This window comes from Burkholderia sp. AU39826, assembly GCF_020419965.1.
GTDB lineage: Bacteria > Pseudomonadota > Gammaproteobacteria > Burkholderiales > Burkholderiaceae > Burkholderia > Burkholderia semiarida.
Window position 1 is genome coordinate 59,208 of sequence record NZ_JAIZQG010000027.1, and the last position, 26,626, is coordinate 85,833.

Annotated in this window: 19 protein-coding genes, 1 rRNA gene and 1 pseudogene; 12 read left to right on the forward strand and 9 right to left on the reverse strand. The window is 59.5% G+C overall.

The window, feature by feature from the left end; translation table 11 throughout:
* Positions 1 to 24: 24 nt before the first annotated feature.
* Positions 25 to 1,383, forward strand: coding sequence for a GGDEF domain-containing protein (locus LGM42_RS29725; protein ID WP_089465249.1), 1,359 nt, complete (start codon positions 25 to 27; stop codon positions 1,381 to 1,383).
* Between the two features lie 149 nt (positions 1,384 to 1,532).
* On the forward strand, positions 1,533 to 1,658 hold the full coding sequence (locus LGM42_RS33125) for a hypothetical protein (protein WP_256097665.1): 126 nt from the start codon (positions 1,533 to 1,535) through the stop codon (positions 1,656 to 1,658).
* A 300-nt stretch (positions 1,659 to 1,958) separates the two neighbouring features.
* Here LGM42_RS33125 and mnmE read toward each other — a convergent pair whose 3' ends face one another.
* Positions 1,959 to 3,353, reverse strand: coding sequence for a tRNA uridine-5-carboxymethylaminomethyl(34) synthesis GTPase MnmE (gene mnmE / locus LGM42_RS29730; RefSeq protein WP_059646140.1), 1,395 nt, complete (start codon positions 3,351 to 3,353; stop codon positions 1,959 to 1,961).
* 348 nt (positions 3,354 to 3,701) lie between these two features.
* On the opposite strand from mnmE, the gene LGM42_RS29735 reads away from it, so the two are divergent.
* On the forward strand, positions 3,702 to 4,133 hold the full coding sequence (locus LGM42_RS29735) for a helix-turn-helix domain-containing protein (RefSeq protein WP_059573580.1): 432 nt from the start codon (positions 3,702 to 3,704) through the stop codon (positions 4,131 to 4,133).
* Positions 4,134 to 4,235: 102 nt separating this feature from the next.
* Here LGM42_RS29735 and yidC read toward each other — a convergent pair whose 3' ends face one another.
* From yidC to rpmH, 4 genes are all read right to left on the reverse strand, one after another.
* Positions 4,236 to 5,897, reverse strand: a complete 1,662-nt coding sequence (gene yidC, locus LGM42_RS29740) for a membrane protein insertase YidC (RefSeq protein ID WP_059573579.1) — start codon at positions 5,895 to 5,897, stop codon at positions 4,236 to 4,238.
* An 8-nt stretch (positions 5,898 to 5,905) separates the two neighbouring features.
* Positions 5,906 to 6,172 (reverse strand): membrane protein insertion efficiency factor YidD, encoded by a 267-nt coding sequence (gene yidD, locus LGM42_RS29745; protein ID WP_006750110.1) that lies wholly within the window; start codon positions 6,170 to 6,172, stop codon positions 5,906 to 5,908.
* Positions 6,173 to 6,247: 75 nt separating this feature from the next.
* Positions 6,248 to 6,709: a ribonuclease P protein component gene (gene rnpA / locus LGM42_RS29750; protein ID WP_034208729.1), complete on the reverse strand. Its 462-nt coding sequence runs from the start codon at positions 6,707 to 6,709 to the stop codon at positions 6,248 to 6,250.
* Between the two features lie 15 nt (positions 6,710 to 6,724).
* Positions 6,725 to 6,859 (reverse strand): 50S ribosomal protein L34, encoded by a 135-nt coding sequence (gene rpmH, locus LGM42_RS29755; protein ID WP_004198824.1) that lies wholly within the window; start codon positions 6,857 to 6,859, stop codon positions 6,725 to 6,727.
* A 421-nt stretch (positions 6,860 to 7,280) separates the two neighbouring features.
* Between rpmH and dnaA the strand changes: the two genes are divergently transcribed.
* The 4 genes from dnaA to LGM42_RS29775 all read left to right on the forward strand — a co-directional run bounded on the left by dnaA (position 7,281) and on the right by LGM42_RS29775 (position 14,451).
* The gene (gene dnaA / locus LGM42_RS29760) at positions 7,281 to 8,867 is read left to right on the forward strand and encodes a chromosomal replication initiator protein DnaA (protein WP_226234127.1); all 1,587 of its coding nucleotides are present in this window, start codon (positions 7,281 to 7,283) and stop codon (positions 8,865 to 8,867) included.
* A 170-nt stretch (positions 8,868 to 9,037) separates the two neighbouring features.
* Positions 9,038 to 10,144, forward strand: a complete 1,107-nt coding sequence (gene dnaN, locus LGM42_RS29765; protein ID WP_006756934.1) for a DNA polymerase III subunit beta — start codon at positions 9,038 to 9,040, stop codon at positions 10,142 to 10,144.
* Positions 10,145 to 10,337: 193 nt separating this feature from the next.
* On the forward strand, positions 10,338 to 12,812 hold the full coding sequence (gyrB, locus tag LGM42_RS29770) for a DNA topoisomerase (ATP-hydrolyzing) subunit B (RefSeq protein WP_226234128.1): 2,475 nt from the start codon (positions 10,338 to 10,340) through the stop codon (positions 12,810 to 12,812).
* 370 nt (positions 12,813 to 13,182) lie between these two features.
* Positions 13,183 to 14,451, forward strand: a complete 1,269-nt coding sequence (locus tag LGM42_RS29775) for a phospholipase D family protein (RefSeq protein WP_226234129.1) — start codon at positions 13,183 to 13,185, stop codon at positions 14,449 to 14,451.
* On the opposite strand, the gene LGM42_RS29780 is transcribed toward LGM42_RS29775, so the two are convergent.
* Positions 14,448 to 16,061 (reverse strand): DNA methyltransferase, encoded by a 1,614-nt coding sequence (locus LGM42_RS29780; protein ID WP_226234130.1) that lies wholly within the window; start codon positions 16,059 to 16,061, stop codon positions 14,448 to 14,450. The genes LGM42_RS29775 and LGM42_RS29780 overlap by 4 nt on opposite strands.
* Positions 16,058 to 17,461 (reverse strand): DNA methyltransferase, encoded by a 1,404-nt coding sequence (locus LGM42_RS29785; RefSeq protein ID WP_226234131.1) that lies wholly within the window; start codon positions 17,459 to 17,461, stop codon positions 16,058 to 16,060. The genes LGM42_RS29780 and LGM42_RS29785 overlap by 4 nt, the downstream gene beginning before the upstream one ends.
* Before the next feature lie 227 nt (positions 17,462 to 17,688).
* Between LGM42_RS29785 and hpf the strand changes: the two genes are divergently transcribed.
* Positions 17,689 to 18,033: a ribosome hibernation-promoting factor, HPF/YfiA family gene (gene hpf / locus LGM42_RS29790; RefSeq protein WP_226234132.1), complete on the forward strand. Its 345-nt coding sequence runs from the start codon at positions 17,689 to 17,691 to the stop codon at positions 18,031 to 18,033.
* 69 nt (positions 18,034 to 18,102) lie between these two features.
* Here the strand turns inward: hpf and LGM42_RS29795 are convergent.
* Positions 18,103 to 18,380 (reverse strand): annotated as a pseudogene (locus LGM42_RS29795) (transposase); the annotation flags it as partial.
* Positions 18,381 to 18,839: 459 nt separating this feature from the next.
* On the opposite strand from LGM42_RS29795, the gene LGM42_RS29800 reads away from it, so the two are divergent.
* The 4 genes from LGM42_RS29800 to LGM42_RS29815 all read left to right on the forward strand — a co-directional run bounded on the left by LGM42_RS29800 (position 18,840) and on the right by LGM42_RS29815 (position 26,403).
* Positions 18,840 to 19,085 carry a SymE family type I addiction module toxin gene (locus LGM42_RS29800; RefSeq protein ID WP_077189471.1) on the forward strand — a complete coding sequence of 82 codons (246 nt, stop codon included), beginning with the start codon at positions 18,840 to 18,842 and terminating at the stop codon, positions 19,083 to 19,085.
* A 483-nt stretch (positions 19,086 to 19,568) separates the two neighbouring features.
* Positions 19,569 to 25,526: a type VI secretion system tip protein TssI/VgrG gene (gene tssI / locus LGM42_RS29805; protein WP_226234133.1), complete on the forward strand. Its 5,958-nt coding sequence runs from the start codon at positions 19,569 to 19,571 to the stop codon at positions 25,524 to 25,526.
* On the forward strand, positions 25,523 to 25,987 hold the full coding sequence (locus LGM42_RS29810; protein ID WP_226234134.1) for a DUF6714 family protein: 465 nt from the start codon (positions 25,523 to 25,525) through the stop codon (positions 25,985 to 25,987). The genes tssI and LGM42_RS29810 overlap by 4 nt, the downstream gene beginning before the upstream one ends.
* A 152-nt stretch (positions 25,988 to 26,139) precedes the next feature.
* Positions 26,140 to 26,403: a PAAR domain-containing protein gene (locus tag LGM42_RS29815; RefSeq protein ID WP_226234135.1), complete on the forward strand. Its 264-nt coding sequence runs from the start codon at positions 26,140 to 26,142 to the stop codon at positions 26,401 to 26,403.
* A 107-nt stretch (positions 26,404 to 26,510) separates the two neighbouring features.
* Here LGM42_RS29815 and rrf read toward each other — a convergent pair.
* A 5S ribosomal RNA gene (rrf, locus tag LGM42_RS29820) occupies positions 26,511 to 26,623 on the reverse strand.
* Positions 26,624 to 26,626 lie beyond the last annotated feature (3 nt).

Here is a 26,626-nt window from a genome sequence, read left to right on the forward strand (position 1 = left end):
TCGCACGCGTGTCCGGGGGACTCCATGGAAGGCATCCTGATCCAGCACACGACGCAACGTCAGCTGTGGTTCGGCGCGCTGACGGCGCTCGTCATCCTGCTCACGCTCGGGATCGCCGTGCCGCACGCGAACGTCGCGCTGCCGGCCGTCGAGCCGTTCATGCCGATGTGCGCGCTCACCGTGTTCACGACCGCGAGCATCGCGGCGTTCTTCCTCGGCGCGCAGTTCACCGTGACGCGCCAGCCCGTGCTCGGTGCGCTCGGCGGCGCCTATGCGTTCACCGCGCTCGCCGTCGCGCTGCAGTTGCTGACCTTTCCCGGCGTGTTCGCGCCGCACGGCCTGCTCGGCGCGCGCCCGCAAAGCGCCGCATGGATGTGGGTCTTCTGGCATGCCGGCTTTCCGTGCTTCGTGATGGCCGCGCTGGTCGCGCGCGAGCGGCTGACGCGCGCGCCGGTCGGTGCGAAAGAAACACGCCGCTGGACGCTCGCGCTCGTCGGCGGCCCGGCCGTCGCGGCGGCGCTCCTGTGCGTGCTCGCGCTGAACGTGTCGCTGCCGCCCGCGTTCCATCCGCCTCGCGACGCGGCCGTGCTGCCAGTCAATGGCACCGCGCTCGTCGTGTGGATCCTCAACGTGCTCGCGCTCGTGGCCGTGCTGGTCACCGGCCGGCTGCGCACGACGCTCGACCTGTGGCTCGCGATCGCGGTGCTCGCGTGCCTCACCGATACGACGCTGAACCTGCTGTCCACCCATCGCTTCACGCTCGGCTGGTATGTCGCGCGCGTGTTCAGCATGTTCACGCCGGGCGTGCTCGTGTGCGTGCTCGCATGGGAAGTGACGATGCTGTATCAGCAACTGTTCGAAGCGCACGCGACGCTGATTCGCTCGTCCGCGCGCGACGGGCTCACGGGTGCGTTCAACCGCAGCCACTTCAACGACCATTTCCACACGCTGTTCCTGCAGGCGCGGCGGCAGGGCGAACCGCTGTCGCTGCTGATGGTCGACGTCGACCACTTCAAGGCGTACAACGATGCGTTCGGCCACGTGAAGGGCGATGCGTGCCTGATCGCCGTCGCGAATGCACTGGTCGGCGCGGTGCGGCGGCCCACCGACATCGTCGCGCGCTACGGCGGCGAGGAGTTCGCGATCGTGCTGCCGAATACCGGCGCGCACGGTGCGCGGGTGGTGGCCGACGAAGCGCGCGAAGCCGTATTGCGGCTCGACCTCGCGATGCCCGATTCGCCGGCCGGGCGCGTGAGCGTCAGCATCGGCTGCGCGACCGTGTCGGCCGACGACCTGTCGACGCCCGACGCGTTGATCGAGGCCGCCGATGCCGCGCTGTATCGGGCGAAGGATACGGGGCGAAACCGGGTCGTCGTCGCCTGAAACGTCTGCTGTTTGGCGAATTGTTACGGTCATTTTGACCGGAATAATCCGCCGTTACGGATTGCGGCGCGGGGATACGATCGCTTACAGCCTCGGCCGGAGCCGCTCGCTATGCTGGGTTTCATATTGAATCCGAGCAGGTGAACGCGATGAAGAAGGCCCTTTTGCTGATTGCCGGCGTCGCCGTGTTGTTGAGCGGCTGTATCGTGGTGCCTGACGGTGGCGGGTATTACGGTGGGGGTGGGTATTATCACCATCATCGTCATTGGGATTGATGCGGGCGAAGGTCCGGACATAGCGATCCGGGCCTGCGTGCGATCCAGCCGGCGTGATCGACATCGTTGAGATCGCCGTATGCGCCATACGATGCCCAGGCTCACGGCGTGTGCCAAATCCGGATCCAGTGCGCGCCGTCTATTTGTTTTGACGCGCGGATTCGACGTTGTGATATTTACCGGCCAGCGGATTTCATGACAGGCCGAGCAATGCAAACGGGGAAGCGATCATGAGCGCGTTTCTCGTTTAAAGACGCATGACGCGCCACGAAGGACTCTCGAACTTCAAATGCGCGAGCGTCACTTCCCAATACAAAACCTGCTGAAAATCACCCCCAGCAGATCATCCGACGTGAACTCCCCGGTAATCGCATTGAGCTGCTCCTGCGCGAGCCGAAGCTCTTCGGCAAACAGATCGAGCGACTGCGCGCGCTGCTCCGCATGATCGGCCGCCTGCGCGAGATGTTCCTGCGCGGCCCGCAGCGCGATCAGATGCCGCTCGCGCGCGAGATACACGCCCTCGGCCCCCGCCTGCCACCCGGCGATCCGCAGCAGTTCCGCGCGCAGCATGTCGATCCCGTCGCCGCGCTTCGCCGACAGATGCACCTCGGTCAGATCGCCTTCCGCCGCCGGATGCTCGACGCACGCCGGCACGCCGGTCAGATCCGTCTTGTTCAGCACGCGCACCACCGGCACGCCGGCCGGAAACCGCGCCGCGATCGTTTCGTCGTCCGGCGTCATCCCCGTGCGCGAATCGAGCAGATGCAGCACGACGTCCGCGCGCTCGATCTCGCTCCACGTGCGCGCAATGCCGATCCGCTCGACTTCGTCCTCCGTCTCGCGCAATCCGGCCGTATCGATGATGTGCAGCGGAATCCCTTCGACCTGGATCGTCTGCGCCACCTTGTCGCGCGTCGTGCCGGCGATCGGCGTGACGATCGCCAGCTCCGCACCCGCCAGCGCATTCAGCAGCGACGACTTGCCGACGTTCGGCTGCCCCGCGAGCACGACCGACAGCCCTTCGCGCAACAGCGCGCCCTGCCGCGCATCGCCGAGCACGTGCGCGAGCTGCGCGCGGATCTTCGCGAGCTTGCCGCGCGCGTCGGCCGCTTCGAGGAAGTCGATTTCCTCCTCCGGAAAATCGAGCGTCGCCTCGACCAGCATCCGCAGCGTGATCACGTCGTCGACGAGCGCGTGGATCTGCCGCGAGAACGCGCCGTCGAGCGAACGCCCGGCCGAGCGCGCGGCCGCCTCGGTGCTCGCCTCGATCAGGTCGGCGACGGCCTCCGCCTGCGCGAGATCGAGCTTGTCGTTCAGGAACGCGCGCCGCGTGAACTCGCCCGGCTCCGCGAGCCGCAGCCCGAAGCCGCGCCCCGCGTCCAGGCAGCGCTGCAGCAGCAACTGCATCACGATCGGCCCGCCGTGCCCCTGCAGCTCGAGTACGTATTCGCCCGTGTACGAATGCGGCGCCGGGAAATACAGCGCGATCCCGCGGTCGAGCGGCGCACCATGCGCGTCGAGAAACGGCACGTAGCTCGCATGACGCGGCGCGAGCTTCTGCCCGCACAACGCGTCGATCAGCGGCAGTGCGGCCGCCTCGCCGCCGCGCCCGAACGACACGCGGACAACGCCGATGCCGCCCCGGCCGGCGGCGGTGGCGATGGCGACGATCGGATCGGAATCGGTAGCGAGCATGGGAATCGGACGAATCTGGGGAGTCTGGGAAATCGGCGAGTAGCCGGTGCGCCGGCGCAACAGTTCGCGCATCGGAACGCCGGCATTGTAGCGTGTCGGCACCCGCGCCACCGGACGCGACGCCGAATTCGGACTCGCCCGAATTTATCCCGACGGGGATAAGTCGAGTATCAGTACCCCGTGCTGGCATACTCTTCGTTTCGGACAAGTATGCCTGCTGGCGGGGGCGGACGATTTGCCCCTCAATTCCGCCAATGTGCCCGTACGAGGCCGGGATTCGTCCGAACAGGATACGTTTATCCTATATGGTTGTCTTAGAAACGTCGGCCGAATTGCACAATCTCTCCCATGCCGACACCCGAAGAAAAAGCCGCGTTCTCGGAACGCCTGAAGTTCGCCCTGCGGCGCAGCCCGGAGAAGGTCACCGGCGCGACGGAACTGGCGAACCGATTCAATCTGCGCCATCGCGGAGCCCAGCCCGTTTCGCCGCAAACCGCGCACAAATGGCTGACGGGCCGCACGATTCCGACGCCGGACAAACTCGCGACGCTCGCCGACTGGTTGCGCGTCGAAGTCCACTGGCTGCATTACGGCCCGTCGCCAAGCGTGATCGAACACGCGACGCCGCAACCGCTGCCGCGCGACGAGCACTACCCGCCGACGCCCGAGACGATCGAACTCGCGTCAAAGATCGAAGCGTTGTCGCCGCATCATCGCTACCTCGTGCAGGAGTTGGTCGAGCAGTTCTACGGCGACGTGGGCGAAACGAAGAAGGGCTGAGCCGGGATCGGACCAGTAAAAGCAAAAAGCCGCACGGTCATGAACCATGCGGCTTTTTTGCATGCATCGCGAGCGGCGGACCGCCCGCGAGTACGACTGGCGTCAGGCCGGCTTCTTCTTCACGCCGCCGAGCTTGCGCGTGATGTAGTACTGCTGCGCGATCGACAGCACGTTGTTCACGACGTAGTACAGCACGAGGCCGGCCGGGAAGAAGAAGAACATCACCGAGAACGCGATCGGCATGAACTTCATCATCTTCGCCTGGACCGGGTCCGGCGGCGTCGGGTTCAGGCTCGTCTGCACGAACATCGACACGGCCATCAGCACCGGCAGGATGAAGAACGGATCGCGCTGCGACAGGTCGTGAATCCACAGAATCCACGGCGCGCCGCGCATTTCGACCGACGCGAGCAGCACCCAGTACAGCGAGATGAACACCGGGATCTGGATCACGACCGGCAGGCAGCCGCCGAACGGATTGACCTTCTCGGTCTTGTACAGCTCCATCAGCGCGGCGTTCATCTTCTGCGGATCGCTCTTGAAGCGTTCGCGCAGCGCCTGCATGCGCGGCGTGATTTCCTTCATGCGCGCCATCGACTTGTAGCTCGCCGCCGACAGCGGGAAGAACACGGCCTTGATCAGTACCGTCAGCAGCACGATCGCCCAGCCCCAGTTGCCGACATAGCCGTGGATCTTCTCGAGCAGCCAGAACAGCGGCTTCGCGATGATCGTCACCCAGCCGTAATCCTTCACGAGCTCCAGGCCCGGCGCGATGCCTTCGAGCATGCGCTCTTCTTCCGGACCGGCGAACAGGCGCGCCTGCACGTCGGCCGACTGGCCCGGCGCGATCGCGGCGACCGGCTGCTTCACGCCGACGCGGTACAGCGTCGGATCGATCTTCTCAGCGTAGATGTCGCGCTTCGCGCCCTGCTGCGGAATCCAGGCCGACGCGAAGTAGTGCTGCACCATCGCGACCCAGCCGTTGTCGGCGGACTTCTCGAAGTTCGCCTTGTTCTTGTCGAGGTCGCTGAAGTCGATCTTCTGGAAGTGCTTCGCGTCCGTGTACACCGCCGGCCCGAGGAACGTGTGGGAGAACATCGGCGTTTCGACGGCCGTGTTGTCGCGCACCAGTTCCATGTAGACCGTCGGCGTGACGGGCGCCGTGCCGACGTTGTCGATCTTGGTGTCGACGCCGATCACGTAGCTGCCGCGCGTGAACGTGTAGGTCTTGATCACCTTCACGCCGCCCTTCACCGGCGATTCGAACGACAGCTTCAGCGTGTTCTGGTCGCCCGTCAGCGACGTCGAGCCGGGGTTCAGCTGCGTATAGACGTCGTTGTGGTTCGGGAAGTCGCCGCCGAGCAGGCCCGTGCGCGCGAGGTACGTGTGGCCGGCCGTGTGGTCGAACAGCGTGATGTACAGGTCGGGCTGCTTGCCGTCGCCCTGCTTCTTCAGCGTCAGCTTCGCGAGCGTGCCGCCGCGCGTGTCGATTTCGCCGTCGTACACGTCGGTCGAGAACTTCACCAGCTGCGCCTGCGCGGCCGGAGCCGTCGTCGACGGTGCGGCGCCGGCCGCGGCGGCAGGCACGTCACCTGCGGTCGTCGTCGCGCCCGTGCCCGATGCGCCGCCGGCGGCGGCCGGGGCCGTCTGCGTGGCGCTCGGGAAGAACATCGACGGGCGTCCATGGTCCCGCTGCCAGTTGTCGTACAGCATGACAGCTGACATGAAGAAGATCACCCATAGGACGGTGCGTTTGATATCCATGCGTTGTCTCAGAGTCGATGGGACCGCGCGTCGGCTTCGCCGCGAGCGCGAGTGTCGGAGTTGGGCGGCGGGACGAGGTCGATGCCGCCCGCGGAAAACGGATGGCATCGGCACACGCGCCTGACGGCGAGATACGTGCCGCGCGCGGCGCCATGATACTGGATTGCCTCGCGCGCGTAATCCGAACAGGAAGGATAAAAACGGCAACGGTTGCCGAGCATCGGGCTCACGGCAACCTTGTAGAAGCGCAGCAAGGCGATCAATACCGTTTCCATACCTTGGGCGGCGCCGTACGACGCCGCGTCAAAACCGGCCGGGCGGGCGCGAACGCCGCACCGGGCACGGATGCGTCACTCGGACGCGGGCTTCGACGCGCGGCGCGCGATTTCCCGGGCTGCCCTGTCGAGCAGCTCGCGGATCTCGGCCGCGCACATCGCCGCGAGCGGGGCGGAAGCCGCGCTCGGCAGCGCTTTCTTGTCGAAGCGCGTGTGCTGCCGCAGCAGCAGGTCGTAACCGGCGAATTCGGCGCGGCGCAGGCGAAACGCATCGCGCGCCAGCCGCTTCACGAGGTTACGGGTAACCGCTCGCGGCGCATACTTCTTGCCGATGACGAGCCCCAGACGGGCGGGCTGACCGGTCGGCTTGCCGTAAATCACGAAGTGCGCGGAGCGCCGCCAGGGGCGCAAACGAAAAACGGATGAAAATTCATCCGTTTTCAGAAGTCGCGCAGCTTTCGGGAAGGCGGCTTTCGTCTGCGACGGATTCGCACCCGGCTCGACGGCACCTTCCGCAGGACTGCGGACGGCGGACACAGCGCGCAACCTGCCTTAGATGGCGAGGCGCTTGCGGCCCTTCGCGCGGCGAGCGTTGATGACCTTGCGGCCACCTGCCGTCTTCATGCGGACACGGAAGCCATGGGTGCGCTTGCGGCGCGTCACGGACGGTTGGTAAGTACGTTTCATGATGTTCTCACTTGTTCGAGAATGTCGAAATTCAGGGGACCGCGTGCCCTTAACCGGAGGCATTCGGGCGAACGCAATCGCCGGGAATACAGGATTGGTTTTCGCGGAACCCGCTATTTAAACCGTTTTTCCGTTGACGGTCAATACTTTAGGAGTCGCTCGCCTGTGCCGGGCCGCTCCGATCCGGCCCCGCGACCCACAAACACAGCCTGTGGATAAGTCCCGCTGTGGCCGCGTTTGGCGTTAGAATCTCGCCTTATCTCCAAGAATCCCGCACGCCGCTTCGGCTCGCGCCTGCCCCTCCAAGACTGTGACGCAGGCGTCCGAGGCACGCTCGCACGACCGCTTCGGGCCTTGTTGCGCAACCGCGACAAGGGCGCCGGCGAGCCGCGCCGTGCACGCAAAAAACGACAGTTACTTGATGAACGATTTCTGGCAACACTGTTCCGCACTGCTGGAGCGCGAGCTCACGCCCCAGCAGTACGTGACGTGGATCAAACCCTTGGCCCCGGTGGCCTTCGATGCGTCGGCGAACACGCTGTCCATCGCCGCGCCGAACCGCTTCAAGCTGGACTGGGTCAAGAGCCAGTTTTCGGGCCGGATCAGCGATCTGGCCCGTGAATTCTGGAACACGCCGATCGAAGTCCAGTTCGTCCTCGATCCGAAGGCCGGCATGCGCAGCGCCGCGGCAGGCGCCGCACCGGCCGCACCGGCCGCGCCGCGTGCGCCGCTGGCGCCGAGCGGCCCCGCCGCGACGGTCGCCGCGATCGCCGCCAACCTGACCGCGAATGCCGCCGCCGCGCCCAGCGCGCCGGCCGACGTGCCGATGACGCCGTCGGCGGCCGCAGCACACCACCTGAACGCCGACGACGCCGACATCGACTTGCCGAGCCTGCCCGCACACGAAGCGGCGGCCGGCCGCCGCACGTGGCGTCCAGGCCCGGGCGCCGCACCCGCGAACGGCGGCGAAGCCGATTCGATGTACGAACGTTCGAAGCTGAACCCGGTGCTCACGTTCGACAACTTCGTGACCGGCAAGGCGAACCAGCTCGCGCGCGCCGCCGCGATCCAGGTCGCGGACAACCCGGGCATCTCGTACAACCCGCTGTTCCTGTACGGCGGCGTCGGCCTCGGCAAGACCCACCTGATCCACGCGATCGGCAACCAGCTGCTGCTCGACAAGGCCGGCGCGCGGATCCGCTACATCCACGCCGAGCAATACGTGTCGGACGTGGTGAAGGCGTACCAGCGCAAGGCGTTCGACGACTTCAAGCGCTACTACCATTCGCTCGACCTGCTGCTGATCGACGATATCCAGTTCTTCTCCGGCAAGTCGCGCACGCAAGAGGAATTCTTCTACGCGTTCGAGGCGCTCGTCGCGAACAAGGCGCAGGTGATCATCACCAGCGATACCTATCCGAAGGAAATCTCGGGCATCGACGATCGCCTGATCTCGCGCTTCGACTCGGGCCTCACCGTCGCGATCGAGCCGCCGGAGCTGGAGATGCGCGTCGCGATCCTGATGCGCAAGGCGCAGTCGGAAGGCGTGAACCTGTCGGAAGACGTCGCGTTCTTCGTCGCGAAGCACCTGCGCTCGAACGTGCGCGAGCTCGAAGGCGCGCTGCGCAAGATCCTCGCGTATTCGAAGTTCCACGGCCGCGAGATCTCGATCGAGCTGACCAAGGAAGCGCTGAAGGACCTGCTGACCGTGCAGAACCGGCAGATTTCGGTCGAGAACATCCAGAAGACCGTCGCCGACTTCTACAACATCAAGGTCGCGGATATGTACTCGAAGAAGCGCCCCGCGAACATCGCGCGGCCGCGGCAGATTGCGATGTACCTGGCGAAGGAACTCACGCAGAAGAGCCTGCCGGAAATCGGCGAGCTGTTCGGCGGGCGCGATCACACCACCGTGCTGCACGCGGTGCGCAAGATCGCCGACGAGCGCAGCAAGGACGCGCAGCTCAACCACGAGCTGCACGTGCTGGAACAGACGCTGAAGGGCTGAGCGCGCGCACCGCGCTTGATAATTCGGCCTCCGCCCCAATTTAAGGGGGGCGGTTCGGTTTTGAGGCACAATACTGGTTTGACCGCCCCGGTGGTGGCGGGCCAAGAGCCCGGCCGGCGGGGCGCTGCGTGGCTGCTGCGCTGCAGGCCGTTACTCAACGAAGGAACTCTATGCAACTGGTCAAGACCGAACGAGACACCCTCCTCAGGCCGCTGCAAACGGTCAGCGGCATCGTCGAACGCCGCCATACGTTGCCGATCCTCGCCAACCTGCTGATCACCAAGAACGGCCCGGACGTTTCATTCCTGTCGACCGACCTGGAGCTGCAGATCACCACGCGCGCCGATTTCGGCGTCGGCGGCGACCAGGTCGCGACCACCGTCGCGGCGCGCAAGCTGCTCGACATCCTGCGCGCGATGCCTGACGGCCAGGTCACGCTGTCGCTCGCCGACAAGCGCCTCACCGTTCAGTCGGGCAAGAGCCGTTTCGCACTGCAGACGCTGGCGGCCGACGAGTTCCCGACCGTCGCGCAGGCCAAGGATTTCGGCGCCACGCTCACCGTTCCGCAGAAGTCGTTCCGCCAGTTGCTCGGCATGGTGCACTTCGCGATGGCGCAGCAGGACATCCGCTACTACCTGAACGGCATGCTGCTCGTCGTCGACGGCGACCAGCTGATGGCCGTGGCCACCGACGGCCACCGCCTCGCGTTCTCGTCGATGAAGCTCGAAGGCGGCACGTTCGGCCGCCAGGAAGTCATCGTGCCGCGCAAGACGATTCTCGAGCTGCAGCGCCTGCTCGAAGACATCGACGACACCGTCACCATCGACATCGCGCAAACCCAGGCCAAGTTCACGTTCGGCCAGGTCGAGTTGGTGTCGAAACTCGTCGAGGGCAAGTTCCCCGACTTCCAGCGCGTGATCCCGAAGGCGCACAAGAACACGTTCGAGATCGGCCGTGAAGAACTGCAGCGTTCGCTGCAGCGCGCGGCCATCCTGACCTCGGACAAGTTCAAGGGCGTGCGCTGCATCATCGCGCCGGGCCAGCTGAAGATCATGTCGACCAACGCCGATCAGGAAGAGGCGCAGGAAGAACTCGAAATCGCCTACCAGGGCGATACCGTCGACATCGGCTTCAACGTCACGTATCTGCTCGACGTGCTCGCGAACCTGAAGGTCGACACCGTGCAGGTGAGCCTCGGCGACGCCAGCTCGAGCGCGCTGATCACCGTGCCCGAGAACGACGAGTTCAAGTATGTCGTGATGCCGATGCGCATCTGACGCGCTCGACATCGCGACACACACCAGGGGGCGGCAAGCCCCTTTGGCGTTTTTATGGCGAACCGACAACCCGCCCTTTTGGTGCCCTTTCGGCGCCTGGGGCGGGCCAGGAAACTGGAGCGGCCCGGCGATTTCTCTCGCTGAAACGCACCGCGCCGCCACGAGAGTGGCCCCGCAGAACCGGAAGATATCCATGAGTGAACAGCACAATTCGCAACCCGATAACAGCAGCTACGGCGCCTCGTCGATCCAGATCCTCGAAGGTCTGGAAGCGGTGCGCAAGCGCCCCGGGATGTACATCGGCGACACGTCGGACGGCACCGGTCTGCACCACCTCGTGTTCGAGGTGCTCGACAACTCGATCGACGAAGCGCTGGCCGGATACTGCAACGACATCCACGTGACGATTCACGCCGACAACTCGATTTCCGTGGTCGACAACGGCCGCGGGATTCCGACCGACGTGAAGATGAACGACAAGCACGAGCCGAAGCGCAGCGCCGCCGAGATCGTGATGACCGAGCTGCACGCCGGCGGCAAGTTCGACCAGAACAGCTACAAGGTGTCCGGCGGCCTGCACGGCGTGGGCGTGTCGTGCGTGAACGCGCTGTCGAGCTGGCTGCGCCTCACCGTGCGCCGCGACGGCAAGAAGCGTTTCATGGAGTTCCACCGCGGCGTCGCGCAGGATCGCGTGATCGAGGTGGTGGACGGCGTGGAAGTGTCGCCGATGCTCGTGACCGGCGACACCGAGAACCGCGGCACCGAAGTGCATTTCATGGCCGATCCGACGATTTTCGGCACGGTCGAGTATCACTACGACATCCTCGCGAAGCGGATGCGCGAGCTTTCGTTCCTGAACAACGGCGTGCGGATTCGTCTTACCGATCTTCGTTCGGGCAAGGAAGACGATTTCGCGTTCGCCGGCGGTGTGAAGGGCTTCGTCGAGTACATCAACAAGACGAAGACCAACCTGCACCCGACCGTGTTCTTCGCCAACGGCGAGAAGGACGGCGTGGGCGTCGAAGTCGCGATGCAGTGGAACGACAGCTACAACGAAAACGTGCTGTGCTTCACGAACAACATTCCGCAGCGCGACGGCGGCACGCACCTGACCGGCCTGCGGGCCGCGATGACGCGCGTCATCAACAAGTACATCACCGACAACGAAATCGCGAAGAAGGCAAAGGTCGAAACGACCGGCGACGACATGCGCGAAGGGTTGTCGTGCGTGCTGTCCGTGAAGGTGCCGGAGCCGAAGTTCAGTTCGCAGACGAAGGACAAGCTGGTTTCTTCCGAGGTTCGTGCGCCGGTTGAGGAAGTTGTGGCGAAGGCGCTGGAAGAATTCCTTTTGGAAACGCCGATCGACGCGAAGATCATTTGCGGGAAGATCGTTGAGGCTGCTCGGGCGCGTGATGCTGCTCGGAAGGCGCGTGAGATGACGCGCCGCAAGGGCGTGCTCGATGGCGTCGGCCTGCCGGGCAAGCTCGCGGACTGCCAGGAGAAAGACCCGGCGAAGTGCGAAATCTACATCGTCGAGGGTGACTCGGCAGGTGGGTCGGCGAAGCAAGGGCGTGATCGCAAGTTCCAGGCGATCCTGCCGCTGCGCGGCAAGGTGCTGAACGTCGAGAAGGCCCGCTACGACAAGCTGCTGTCGTCGGAACAGATCGTCACGCTCGTGACCGCACTTGGGTGCGGGATCGGCAAGGACGATTACAACCTCGAGAAGCTCCGCTATCACCGCATCATCATCATGACCGACGCGGACGTCGACGGTGCGCACATCCGGACGCTGCTGCTCACGTTCCTCTATCGCCAGATGCCGGACATGATCGAGCGCGGGTACGTGTATATCGCGCAGCCGCCGCTTTACAAGATCAAGGCGGGCAAGGACGAACGGTATCTGAAGGACGACGTGGAGCTCAACGCGCATATGCTGCGGTTGGCGCTGCAAGGGTCGGAGCTGGTGCCGGGTGAGAATGCGGCGGCGATTTCGGGTGATGCGCTTGGGGAGCTGGCACGGTCGTATTTGCTGTCGCAGAGCGTGATCGAGCGGTTGAGCCGGTTGTATGACCCGGCTGCGCTGGAAGCGGTCATGGACGGGGTGGTGATCGATCTTTCCAATGAGGCTTCGACTGAGGCTTCGGCTAAGGCGCTGCACGCTGCGTTGCATGATGAAGCGCTGAAGAACGAAGTGCGTGTGGTGCCTTCGTATGACCCGGTTCGCGAACAGCGGGCGCTGCATGTCGAGCGGACGCATCACGGCAACGTGCGGGTTTCGGTCATCGACCAGGAATTCCAGCACACGGCGGATTATCAGCAGCTCGTGACCACCGCGAATACGTTCAAGGGGCTTATTGGGGAAGGGGCGGTTATCAAGCGCGGTGAGCGCAGCATGGCCGTGGCGGACTTCAAGAGCGCGATGAAGTGGCTGCTGGCGGATGCTGAACGCAACGTCTCGAAGCAACGCTATAAGGGGCTCGGCGAGATGAACCCCGAGCAGCTGTGGGAAACGACGATGGATCCGGCAGTGCGGCGTCTGCTGCGTGTGCAGATTGAGGATGCTATTGCCGCGGATGGGATCTTTACTACCCTCATGGGGGATGACGTCGAGCCGCGGCGGGCGTTTATCGAGTCGAATGCGTTGCGGGCGGGGAATATTGACGTTTGAGATCGTGCCCATGTACAGGGATACGGAATTAGTTGGACTCGAATGTACACAGTTGCGTTGGGCTGTCGCGCCGTTGCGTTGCAAGGATATGGCTGTTGCCGGCAAGCGATTGTGTGTTTGAGAGTGTTTTGAATCGCTGACTGGCATTCCGCAGAGTTGTCGCGCGACTCCTCAGGGCGAAAAGCCTTGTGGGTTGATTTGCGTCATAGGCGGAGGGTTCCAGCCCTGCCGACGTACCAAACCGATACGGGCTCCAGAGATGGGGCCCGTTTTTTTGTTCTACAATCTGAGGGCTGTTCTACAAACTGAGTAATAACAATCTCCGGTTGGTATCTTAATCCTCTATAAACCTGACAAAAACGGGGCAGAGATGACTTTTAACCTTACACTTCAACCGCACGGGGCTAGTCGGTTGGGTGATGTATTGGCGCAATCATTCGCCGACGCGCAATGGTCCGAGTTTCGGGCAGCAGTTGCGTTCGTAAAACGTTCCGGTACCAAGCACGTGTGCGTGCCGCTTGCAGCCTTCGTCCAACGTGGAGGACGGGTGAAATTCTCGGCTGGAATTGACGCTGGCGGTACATCGCGAGAGGGGCTGGAAGACCTACTTACCGCTATTGGGGAAACCGGCGAACTCTACGTATTCAAAAATGCTAACAGTTCGACGTTTCATCCAAAGGTATTCCTCTTCAAGAATGATGTTGCCGCGCGGCTTCTAATTGGGTCCGGCAATCTGACCGAAGGAGGTCTATATACGAACTACGAGGCAGGTGTAGCTATCGACCTTTCTATCGCAGAGCCAGAACATGCGGCACTGCTCAGTGAAGTTGAGGCCGCCCTAGACGGATGGAGCACGCCGGTCGCCGGCAATTGCTACTTGCTTGACCATGCGTTGTTGGGACGCTTGGCGCAAGAAGGATGGACACCCAATGAGGCATACGCTCGAGGCGGAGACGAGCGGGGCACGGGGCCGGGAGTGAATCGGAATGAGGAATCGCTCTTCGCAAGTATCGCAGTCCCTCGTGCACCCGTAGTCGCCGTGGCACAACCTGAGCCAGCAAGCCACCAGAATGAGAATGCACGGCGCATCTCGCACGCTTCCGGCGCGACCGATGCTGCGGTGGGCACACTGACACAAGAAATCGTCGGGGAGCCCGCAGGACTGCGTCAGCGCGCATTTTTAATGACGCTTCAGAACACAGACGTCGGCGTCGGGCAGACGCGGCCGGGTACACAACGACGATCCGCAGAGGTATTCATTCCGCTGGTCTGCCGAGATTGGGATCCTGAGTTTTGGGGATGGCCGAATCTATTTGTCGAAGACGAAAGCTACGCCGGTAACCGCGACGCACACGGTCGCGGAAAAATGGATCGTGTTGGCGTTCGTATTCGCATTGGCGGAGAAGTCGTTACCGCCACAATTTGGTACAACTCGGATAAGAAGGATGTTCGGATACGCAGTGAGGACCTACGAAGCGCTGGCAACGTCGGTGATATTCTGTACATGGAGATAAGCTCAGACCCCGCATATGACTACTATGTCGACGTAATTCCACAAGGGACGTCCCGCCACGCCGAATATTTGGCGATGTGCGTTAATCCCGTGCGGAATTCATTGAAGCGATGGACCTATATTTAGCATAACGGGCGCCGGAACGCTAGAATTTCCTCAGATTCCATCGCATTGTTTTTGAATATATCTCGCGAAACAAGCATTTCCATGGAAAGTGACGGAGAAATTTCAAATTCTAACGTTTCGGCAATTTGTGACAAGAGTTTCGCGGTGCATATATCGACTCGCTGACCGCCCGCAATCGTGTGATTATTTCCCACCACAACGAACGCGACTCCGCCGGGTTTAAGCAACTGCCGCACCCCCTCGAGCACCTCGCGCATATCGAAAAAATATTTTGCGAGCAGGGCCGGAAGATTCTTTCGACGAAAGCCTGCACTAGTACCCTCGTTCAGCATTTCGATATTATTAATCAATGCACGAACATCTGGAGGCAAAAGCGCACCATTCTCTAAAAATTGTGACCACTGCTGGCGTTTAAGGCGCTCAGTGATTTCACGATTCCCGATCATTTTCTGATCTCGCGTTCGATGCTCTGGCCTTGGTAGAAGCCCCAAGTAACAGAGGCTGAGTCGATCAGTGTCGAGATACGGAAGGGCAGTCGCATAGGGCGGAGAGGTAATTACCGTATCGACCTTCCCCTTATAAATTTCCCATGCCTTGTCGCACTCGCGAGCGTCGCCCTCACCGAGGCTAAATTGATATAAATTTTCCGTCCGCGTGCGTTGATAAAGAAATGCGAGTACTGCGCGAACCGAGCGACCAAGCTCCTCAAGAAACGCGCGTTTCGGATCAATTTCCACATCAAGGCGAATTTCCTTGCGAACCCGTAGATCAGCGTCCTTTTGCCAAGACACCGAGCGTAGGATATTACTCAAAGACACCCACATCAGATCGCGAGCCGGTTTATATTTCACATCGGATATTCGACAAGCTATATCATCAAGGCCCATTAAAACATCTTGAGCAAACCATTCCTCGAGATATCGCTGGTCTTCCAAAGGCAATGATCGGAAATAGTCTAATGTCTTAGTTGCACGAACCTCCGGTTGGAGCAGACTATCACGCACATTCTGATATGCGGCTCGCAGCGAGGCAGGATCTGCAGAAAGGAGTTCACACTTTGTCCTGCTCAAGAAAACCGACAAAGGATTCATATCAAGTCCGAGAGCTCGACATCCTGCGAGAGACGCTTCGACGGCCGTCGTTCCACTTCCGCTCATCGGATCGGCGACGATTCCGCCCGCGGGTGTGTTCGAAATATTTATTAACGAGCGAACCAATTGCGGGAAAAATTTCCCTCGATATTCGTGGATGCCATGTGTTCCGTATCGAAGGCAGCGACGATTCGGAAGAGGCACAAATTCGCCAAAAGGGAGTGCTTTTTCAAGCGCGGTAAGATCAATGCCATTTCGAACAACATTTACAGTCGCTTCGCGCAATGACTGTAGCGTGATAACCGAATCTTGCTCGTGAGAAACGGATTCCCAATACGCGAGTCGCCCTGCCAATGATTCTTTCGTTTCGGCAGTGGTTACTACAAAACTCGCACCATCCCCCCCGACCCCATCTAGGTATGTCGGCTCCGCGTTTGACAACACCCGCAACTCTTGCAAGGCAAGCTCTCGCTCAAACGGCTGAATGTAATCTTTAATTTTGCATTGCAATCGATTCACGACGCGCCTCCGCAATTTTCCAGAATCAAAATCTTTTCTGTCTTGATTTTCCCGATCGACGGATTGAAAGATTTTTTTGTCGATTGCAAAGTTCTATGAATTCGCGCGACTTCCGAGAATCCGGCAACTTTTCCGGCTTGAGAAATTATTTCTGCGTTATCAATTCTCTCACCTTTTAGTGTAGAGTCACCGACCACAAAACAAGCATATCCATTCTTTTTCAATTTATCGCGAAGCCACATCATGATTCCTTCAAACTCACGCCTGAATGTATCTGCGGTGGCTGCATTTTTACCATTGCTACTGTATTTTCGGTGGCTGCCGATTTCCTCTTTCTTGAATCGAGGCTGATCCATGCCTAGCCAAAGCATTCGCGTCATGTGGTAAAGGTGATAGCTAAATGCGTTCGGGTACGGCGGTGAGCAGACCATCAAATCGATCGGTGGAATTTGAGGGGCATCCAATAAAGTGGACTCGACTACTGCGCAACGAAAGCGCGGCTCGACAAGATCGGAATACTCGGATGCCGCTCGGACCGACACGTCAAGCGCACGCGCAAATTTTCTAAACACCTCACCCGCACTCAAGCCTTTTTCTCGCCGAACGTACCGCGTATCTGAGTCTTGCTTTGACACTGCCACGACGATGGAGGAAAACGAGGTCAGTGCAAGCATTCGGGCAGACTCGGTCAACAAGCAACGACACCGAGCCAAACACTCAGCGAGTTCTTCCACCACAAACGGCTCAAACCAGAACGAAAGCGTTTCGCCTTTCGGTCTCCATGCCGATGACACAAACTTTTCGGTCGGGAATAACTGACCATCACCACCAAGTGCGAGTGCGTCACCTACAGCGCGCAAATCCGTAGCCAATTGCCTCAGTGCAAGAGCGTCACTCTCTGATATCGCGGTTGTCTTGGCTCGACTCATAAGGCAAGCCAGCGGATTGGCGTCAATTCCGACCGCGTGCCGCTTAAGTGTGAGCGCTTCGACAAGAGTGGTTCCGCTTCCGCAAAAAATGTCTGCGACAGTGTCTCCGACGCTAGAGAGCTCTTGAATCAGCGCATTCGGGATCTGCGGAATGAATTTGGCCGGATACGGATGGATTCCGTGGGTTAGGTATCCGGTTTTTGCTCCGGTGAAATCCCAGTCGATGGCCTTCAATCGCTCGATGTACGTAGAGGACGTCTTGGCGTCGGCCGCCTGCGGACCACTCAGCGTTGATTGCGCAAGTGCGGTAACGGACCGCGCTTGCTCACGAGTGAACAGCCGCCATCCGTGCCGATCTCGGCCAGGTTCGGGGACCACACCAGAGCGAAGCCAGCGGAGAAGCGTGTCCTTGTGAATTCCGGCCTGTCGGGCGACCTCGGCGGTGGACAGTTGATCCCGTTCTGCTTTCATCGTTTACATATAGGTGCATATAGTCGCGACATGGTACCTAAAAAACCTCAATGGACCAAGGCCGATCAATCATGGTCGATCGCTCGCAAGCTACTGCCCACAACTACCGTGTCTAGGTGTATCGTGTCCCACAGTCGCGCGAAGACATAGTGACTCGGAGACGACCATACGCCAGCGGCGCTCGAACGTTCGGACGCCGCCTGGACTCTCAGCCTTGTGGAGCGTTTATGAACCTCAAGATAAGCGGACATCATCTCGACGTTACGCCAGCACTACGCGAATACGTGACCACAAAGCTTGAAAGAGTTTTACGGCATTTCGAGCAAGTTATCGATGCCACCGTATTACTGTCAGTTGATAACCATAAGCAAATTAATCGAAGGGCCGAAATCAGTCTTCACGTCAAGGGTCGCGATATTTTTGTCGAGAGTGTCAATGATGATCTATACGCTGCTATCGACCTGTTAATTGACAAACTTGATCGACAGGTCGTGCGACATAAGGATCGCATGCAAGATCATCACCACGAGGGAATTAAATACCGTCCGGAGAACTCACCGACCTCTGAGTGACAGAATGCCGTTGGTATCGCAGGCGGCTTTCCGAGCGTCAACGGCCCGCCTCCAATCGGCAGTACTGTTGCGCAGCGCCCGCGAAAACGCGGAGAACGGAATCTCGCGATCCCAGGCGTTGCGCCCCGCTGCACTGACCGTCGGGATGTGCCGTCGCCACATTTGTCTGAGCCACTTCTGTACTGGATGTAAGGTAGATCGGGCGAACCGCAGCGGTTATTTCCAACTGGCGTAATCAAGACTATTGCGGATCAAGTGAACGATGCAGGTCTGCAGCGTGGTGGCTCGAACCATGATTGCTAACACTTCGGGGGGCCCTTGAGGCCATCGGTCACGGCGATCAGGATGACGTTGCAAATGCGTAGATGCCAGTATGTCCCGTCCGCATGGCGTCGGGATAGCTCGGAACAGGCATGGAATGAAGCGTCGGCAGCGTACTTGCAAAGGTCTTGCGCAGGGCGTCCGGATTCGTCTGGAATAGTTGTGCAACTGCCGCCGCCTTCTGCTCTTCAAGCCGCGCACGCTTGTTCCGACACTCGCACACAAATTAATTGAATATTCGCTTCAACGACGACGCAATCTCCCCATCATCGGCCAATGATTTCATCCACGGCTGCGTTCGCTCCTAACCGTTCGACAACGCGGAACTCCAAACAGCTGACGGGCCCTATACCGTTCGGCCACTGGTCGCATAAAGCCCTCTTGTTCGGGTAGACTCAAACAGCGTCACCGCAAAAAGCGCGGGCCGCATGGGCTGCCACCCATACGACCCGCTGACCACAACCAACTCACCCAAGGAGTCGGAAATGGCTAACGCCAATCATAAGTCACGCCCCGTCGTAACGGAACGCTTCGTCACTGTTCAAGAGTCAGCGCGCCATCATTCCTTGTCTAGGGTTCTCCGTGCCATCAGAGCGCACCGGAAACTGAACACGACGTACTTCCCGTGGATCAAATTGGCTGGAGTATGGCTTGAGGATGCGGGATTCGAGGCAGGGGAACGCGTCCGGATCACTGTCGAAGACAAGCGGCTCATCATCACGCCGATGTGAACGGCGCACTGCCGATAGGGGGCGTCGCAAGTCATCATCCGTTAGTTGGCTCGGTGCCCGATACTCCGAACCGTTAGTAACTGTGACAAGCGACGATTGTTCTGCAATTGCAGCGGGCCGGCAACTCAGGCCCGCTGCCGTACAGCCGTCGAGATGACGCAAGCGCAGCAACCACCGCTGCCTGCGTGAATCACGCAAGCGCGATAGGATCGCCAAACGTAACAGTTATCAACAATGTTTCTCAAACATGGCCATCACAAACGTAAGATGTTGACACTATGGCATCAAGCAATTTAAGTCATTTTTAACGGATTGTAGTTAATCCACACGCCACAACGCACATGAATCGCGGGAACGCGTTAGTCCATCACATAAATCTCAATATCGAATCAGAATTAGTACGCTGCCCCGGCAATACTTCCCCCTATCTGAAACATTGCGGTACGATCTGCGCAAACGATTAACCAGATTCTAGGGCCGCTGATGTCTTCGTTCTCCCTTTCCGAGATCGCGAAGCAGTTTCTCGCGCTTCAAGCCAATCGACTGTTCACGATTGCGACACCGCTCGCCGGCCGGTCCGAGCTCGTACTGACCGAGTTCGACTGCGAAGAAGCGCTCGGCCAGTTGTTCGAGATCAATCTCAAGCTCGCATCGCAGGATCCCAACATCGAGCTCAAGAAGCTGATCGGTAAGCCTGTCACGATCACCCTGCAGCTCACAGACGCAACCGCCAGCTCGGACGAACGTTATTTCCAGGGCTATGTCACGGATTTCGAGCACACTGGCACCGACGGCGGTCTCGCAACATACGTCGCCATCGCTCGCCCCTGGATCGCCTTCATGGACCGTCGCCAGGACATTCGCATCTTCCAGGAGCAGACGGTCGAGGAAATCCTCGAGGCCGTACTCCATCGATATCGAAAGTTCGGCGACGTCGAGTTCCGCTTGCAAAAGCCGACAGCGAATCGCAGCTACTGCACGCAATACAAGGAAACGGATCTGGCGTTTGCACTGCGGCTGATGCAGGAGGAAGGGCTGTTCTTCTACTTCGAGCATGCGAAAGACGCCCACAAGTTGATCATTAGCGATACGTCTGTCAACGCGCAGCCCATCCCCGGTCGTAGCGCTGCTTTGCGCTACTCGACCGACGAGATTCTCGACGACGAACAGGTCATCACGTTGTTCGCGGCCCGCCGCCAACTTACCTCCGGAAGTGCGACGCTCAAGACAGTGGACTACAAAGCGCCGGGAGCAAGGCGGCAGGCCCAGGATGACACCGGCATCAATCAGGGTGACGTTGAGAACTACGAGGTCTATGACTACCTCGGTGCACACGGCTTCCCGGATAGCGATCGCGGCGAACAGCTCGCCCGGTTCCGTACCGAAGCGCTGGCGGCACATAGCAAGATTTTCGTCGGCAAAAGCTACTGTCGGCGCCTTACACTTGACCGCTACATCCAGATCGAGGATCACTACGATCACGAGCGTTCGCAGCCGGAAGACCGTCAGTTCCTGCTAACGTCGATCCGGCATCATGGAACGAACAACTACCAGGCACAGCCCGGCGTCGCGACCTACTCGAACGAATTCAAATGCATCCGCAAGAAGATCCCGTATCGACCTCTGCGGACAATTGCGCATCCTGTCATTCATGGGATCCAGACCGCGATTGTCGTCGGCCCTCAGGGACAGGAAATCTACACGGATGAACTCGGCCGGGTGAAGGTCCAGTTTCATTGGGATCGGCTGGGCAAGAAAAATCACGCGAGCTCGTGTTGGGTTCGCGTCTCTCAGCCGTGGGCGAGCGGCGGCTTCGGGATGATCCAGTTGCCCAGAATCGGCGACGAAGTGGTCATCGTATTCGGCGACGGAAACCCTGATCGCCCGCTGATCATCTCGTCCGTCTATAACGCACAGAACATGCCGCCGTGGCAACTCCCAGCCAATGCAACGCAAAGCGGGATTCTGACGCGATCGACCAAGGGTGGAAGTTCCGACACGGCGAATGCACTGCGTTTCGAAGATCGGAAGGGTCAAGAAGAAGTCTGGCTGCATGCCGAGAAGGACCAGCGCATCGAAGTCGAAAACGACGAATCGCACTCGGTAGGCAACGACCGCGACAAGTCGATCGGCAACAATGAGAGCGTGAAGATTGGCCGAAACTGGACGCTTTCCACTGGCGGCGTCAAGTTCGAAACAGTCGGCCTCGCGTCCGTGCAAAGCGTGGGGCTCGGCAAGATGCTCAACGTCGGGCTCGCATATAACGTCAACGTCGGCGGCCTCTATCTGCGCAATGTCGCGCTGGAAATGGCTACCACTGTCGGGCTAAGCCGTGTCGACCGAGTAGTGCAAGACTGGACCTCGCACGTCGGCCACACGTACGCCGTGACGGTGCGTGGTAAGGCAGTTGGAGATGCAGTTAAACGGGACCGGGAAACGCCCCTCGATATTTCGCCGGACTTCAGTCCGCAAATTCCGGCCCCTGTTCAGAGCTCGGACAGCAATCAGATCCGGATCACCGATCAAGGTCAGGCAAGCCTTTCTGGCGCGTCAACAGCCCAGCTGATTGGTCCGGGTGGCACGATCACCATTGACGCGGCAGGCATTCACCTGAAGGGCAAGGGAATCTACCTCGATGGCCCGGTCACGCAAAGCGGCGGAAGTGCGCGAGGTCTCGCTCCCGTCACCGAAGCAGACTGCGCGGAATGCGCGAAGAAGACCCAGTCTGCGCACCCTGTTGATGTTGCGACAGGGCAAAAGCTTCTCACGCACGACGACTTCACTTTGCCGGGGCGAGTGCCGATCCAGTGGAATCGGCGATATCGCAGCGCCGACCAGCGAAGTGGTAGCTTTGGCGTCGCGTGGAAGTTGCAATACGCAACGGAGGTCCATGTGCGTACGTCACCGGACGGCACCCGGAAGGTGATCTATGTCGATTTTGACGGTCGACAACTGCACTTCCCGTTTCTCGAGGCTGGACAAGAACACTTTCATCCGCTCGAAAAATACACCCTTGCGCGACTTGAGGATCGAGCAAACCAGCCGACGTACGCAGTCCGCTTCCCGAATGGACTTGTCGAAACCTATGAGCCACATCCGGTAGATCCGAATCGACATCTGCTCCAGCGCTCCGAAACTCGTGATGGACAGGCGCTTACTTTCACGTACACAACAACGGGGAGCTTGCAAGAAGTTCGCAATAACGTTCATGTGGTCGCGTGTAAACATGACGATCATGGGCGCATTATTGAAGTACATCTACTAGATGAACATGGCGATTCCAAAAGGAAGTTGGCCGCTTATCAGTACGACGACAAAGGTAACCTAAGTAAGGCGGTGGACCGCGGCGGTCAGATCTGGCAGTACAGCTACGCGAACCATCTTCTCACAAGCTATGAAACGCCCGCCGGCGCAGTGTTTGTCTCCGAATGGGACGGTGATACGCCATCCGCACGCTGTGTCCGAACGTATGCTTATACCGTTGGAAACAGCGAAAAACACGATATTACGCGGGACGCCCGGTTTGACTATTTGCCTGCTGCGCAGATCACTCGTGTCACCGATGCGGCAGGTCAAACGACAACCTACCGATACAACGGACTATGGGCGGTCGATCAGATCACTCATCCGGATGGCAGTACTGAATACATTGAATTTGACGAAGCGGGCAATGTGTCAGGTCGAGTCGACCCCTTGGGTCGCAAGACCCAAGTCATCAGTGACCCACACGGAAACCCCATCGCGATTCGCGACGCAGCCGGCCACCTCACGCGAATCGAATACAACGAGCACAACTTACCTACTCGAATAACTGACCCGGCTGGTCAAATTTGGCAGCGTGAGTACGATGCCAGCGGGCACCTAATCAAGGCAATCGATCCGTTGGGAAATGCAACCTCGACGGTCTACGAAAAAGGGCTGCCCGTTGCTCAAACCGACGAGCTCGGCAATGTGACGCACATGCTCTGGAACGATGCGGGTCAACTCGTTGAGCGTACCGATTGCTCGGGGTTCAAGACTCAATACGCATACGACGACTTCGGGCGCCAAACAAGCACGACGAATGCGTTAGGGCAAACGACCAAGGTTCTCGGCAACGCTGCCGGCAACACGACCGCAATCGAACCTGCCGGACTCGGGTGCTGGCGCACCGCGTACGATAAAGCTGGTCGGCCGGTCGCTTATACCGATCCGCTCGGTCGCGTTACGCGAGTTGGATGGGATGCCTATGATCGGCCACTCAGCATAATCGACGCGATGGGCGGCTCATATCGATTCGAGTACGATGTGCGCGGCAAGCTCATCGCACTGACGAACCCCAAGGGCGAACGTGGCACCTTTGCGTACGACCAACTCGGACGCATCATCGAGCAAATCGGGTTCGATGGTCGGCGCCAACAATTTCGATTCAACGTCGCCGGCGAACTGATCGAGCAGATCGATTGTGGAAACGACGGACAACTTCGCACGACGCTGATATACGACAATCTCGGTCAGATGATCGGTCGCCAACTGAGCGACAACACGCTGAGTACTTTCAGTTATGACGAGCGAGGCCTGCTTAAACAGGCCTACCACCATCAAGAGGCTGGCGCCGTATCGCAAATCACCTACGAGTACGATGCAGCCGGGCGACGTACCGCCGAAGTTCAAGCACATCACGGTCGTGTTTGGCGCCTTCAACATCGACTTGATGCAGTCGGAAATCTTAGCGAGACGCACCTACCCGGAGTTGGCAACCTGACATGGCAGCGGTATGGAAGCGGCCACATTCACGGCGTGCTGCTTGACGGTGCTCCGCTTGCGAGCTTCGAGCGCGATGCGCTACACCGCACGGTCACGAATGTACAGGGTTCAATCGCTCAGCTATTCGCATATACCGACTCCGGACAACTCGCGTCGCAACAGCTTCAGGATCTCGATTCGCAAGGTCAACCACGAGCGGACGCGCGTCCGTGGCGGGCGTGGCGCTACGACGCAGCCGGACAATTAACCGATTTGCACGATGCATGGCGAGGTGCCAAGCACTATAGCTACGATCCTCTTTCGCAACTGCTGGGTGTTGCACGCGAACGAGGGGAAACCATTCTCAATGTGACAAATGAGTCGTTTCGCTACGACTCGACAGGAAATTTGATCGCTAGACTGATGGCGAGCAACTCCCCGAGTGTTCCGTTTGTGGAAGGTGTACAAGGCGCGGCCGGGGATCGACTGCACCAATTTGCCACGTCCGAGGTATCCACTCAAACGCTGCTCCACTTTACTTACGACGGTCACGGGAACCGGGCATCACGTACGGCACAGGTCATATCAGACAAACCTGTCGTCAAAGCGGCGTCGGGTATTCTTGAGCGGCTTCTGCCACGACACAATGCCTCCGAGCCGAGCGAGGCAGCTCTACCATCGAATGTCACGCGCTATCGTTATGATGCTGCTCATCAGCTGATTGGTGTCGACCACGTCAATGGCGACCGTACTGAATATCGTTACGACGCCTTGGGACGCCGGATCGCCAAAATTCACACGCCGGCCGGGCAGGCATCGCGCATGACGTTGTTCGTCTGGGACAACGATTGGATGTTGCAGGAAGTACATGCCGGCATGAGCACACGAGGCGACACGCTCGTTACCTATGTTCCGCACCCTGATCACCGTGGACCGCTGGCTCAACTGACGAATGGCAAGTGCTACCACTATCTGAGCGATCATCTCGGCGCGCCACAGGAACTCGTCGACGACGCGCGCGAAGTCGTCTGGGCTGCAGACTTCGACGGTTACGGGCGGTGTGGCCAACAAATTGCCGCCAAAATCGACAATCCGATTCGGTTTCCGGGTCAGTATCACGATGCAGAGTCCGGGTTGTACTACAACCGTCACCGCTATTACGATCCAGAGGCCGGCAGATACATCAATCAGGATCCTCTCGGTTTGCTCGCAGGCCCCAATAAATACGCCTATGCCGACAGCCGCCCCTCCATGGCGATCGATCCGATCGGCCTGCTGTCGATCCCCGCTGGCGCTGAAATGGGCGCGGCTGCAGGGACGGCAGTGTTTCCAGGAATCGGTACGATAATTGGTGCCGCAGTTGGCACATTGGCGGGGATTGGCGTGTTTGTCTGGATGGCGTCTTCCGCATCATCGGACAAAGCCGGGAACAAAGTCAGTCCGATCGCAGACACAATACAACCGCCGGGCAATTGCTCCCCGGGCGAACATCGCAGGCTCCAGGATGAGGTCAACCGTGCATGCAAGCGCCCCAGAGCGTGTAAAGCTAACATGGACCAGCCGACCATTCTGCAGATGCGCGAAAACAACCGGGAATGTGCGATGGCGCGAGACCTGATCAACAAAAAGTGCTTCGCGGGTGGAGACGCCAACCACCGTAACGAAGCACTCGAAGCCTGGGCGAATGTTGCGAAGTGCGAGGGATTACTAAAATGAGCTTGAATTTCTCAATGTTTCCAAACGATCCCTTCCCGAATGGAGAGCCGATCACAGACAGATCGGGGATCGAGTCATGTGCTGTCGACGATTTTTTTCGAGGAAAGAAGCGCTTCGAAATAACGCTCAAGGAATTAAGAGAAGACTACGAATGCGACGAATCGGCTTGCCTCACTTTTATGAAGCCGAAGGCGTTTGCATTTTTTCTTCCGTTGTTCATGAAGATAGCAACATATGAGTACGACGAAGCGGACAATATCCCCGATTCTCTTGTCTACAAATTGCACCGAATGGCAACGGGTGGAGCGAGCGACTGGCTCGATGAAATTTCGAAGACGTATGCAAAAGATCAGCGAAATTGCATCATTGATTTTCTAGACGAGATGAGCCGAATCGAGTGGCGGCACCAAGATCCCGACTTGGCGTCAGATGCTGCCAGCCTGCTGCGTGAGATATTTTGATCAGCGTTTTTCGGTCGGAGCCGAATTTGAGGGTTCGAGTTGGGCGATCTGAATCAACGTGGTGCAGTGGGGATCCCGCTTTGCAGCTCGCCGCCCGAAGTCGGTAAGCTTAGTAAGAATGCCGAAATAGTCCAACTCGCCAAGACTCTTCGATGAAACCCATTATCCGCAAAGGCGACACAACGGATCACGGCGGCACAGTGCTCGACGGCTTCGGCCTTTCGAACTTGAACGGCCGACCGGCATCCGGTATCGGCCATATGGTCCTGTGCCCGAAATGCCAAGGTACCTACCCGATCGTTCAGGGCTCCAGCCAGTACACGATTGAAGGCCGCCCTGTTGCGCTGGACGGGATGAAGACTGCATGTGGCGCCTCGCTAATCGCCAGCCAACAAGAATTCCTGGCAAGCGAGTGATGCCGTCTGGCTCTAATTAAATCGAGCCTTATCTGCTCCACGCACATTTCGCGCCGCTCAAATGCAAAAACCCCCGCCTTGTCGGGCGGGGGTTTCTGGCTTAGGGAGCCTGACGATTACCTACTTTCACACGGGAATCCGCACTATCATCGGCGTAGAGTCGTTTCACGGTCCTGTTCGGGATGGGAAGGGGTGGGACCGACTCGCTATGGTCATCAGGCAA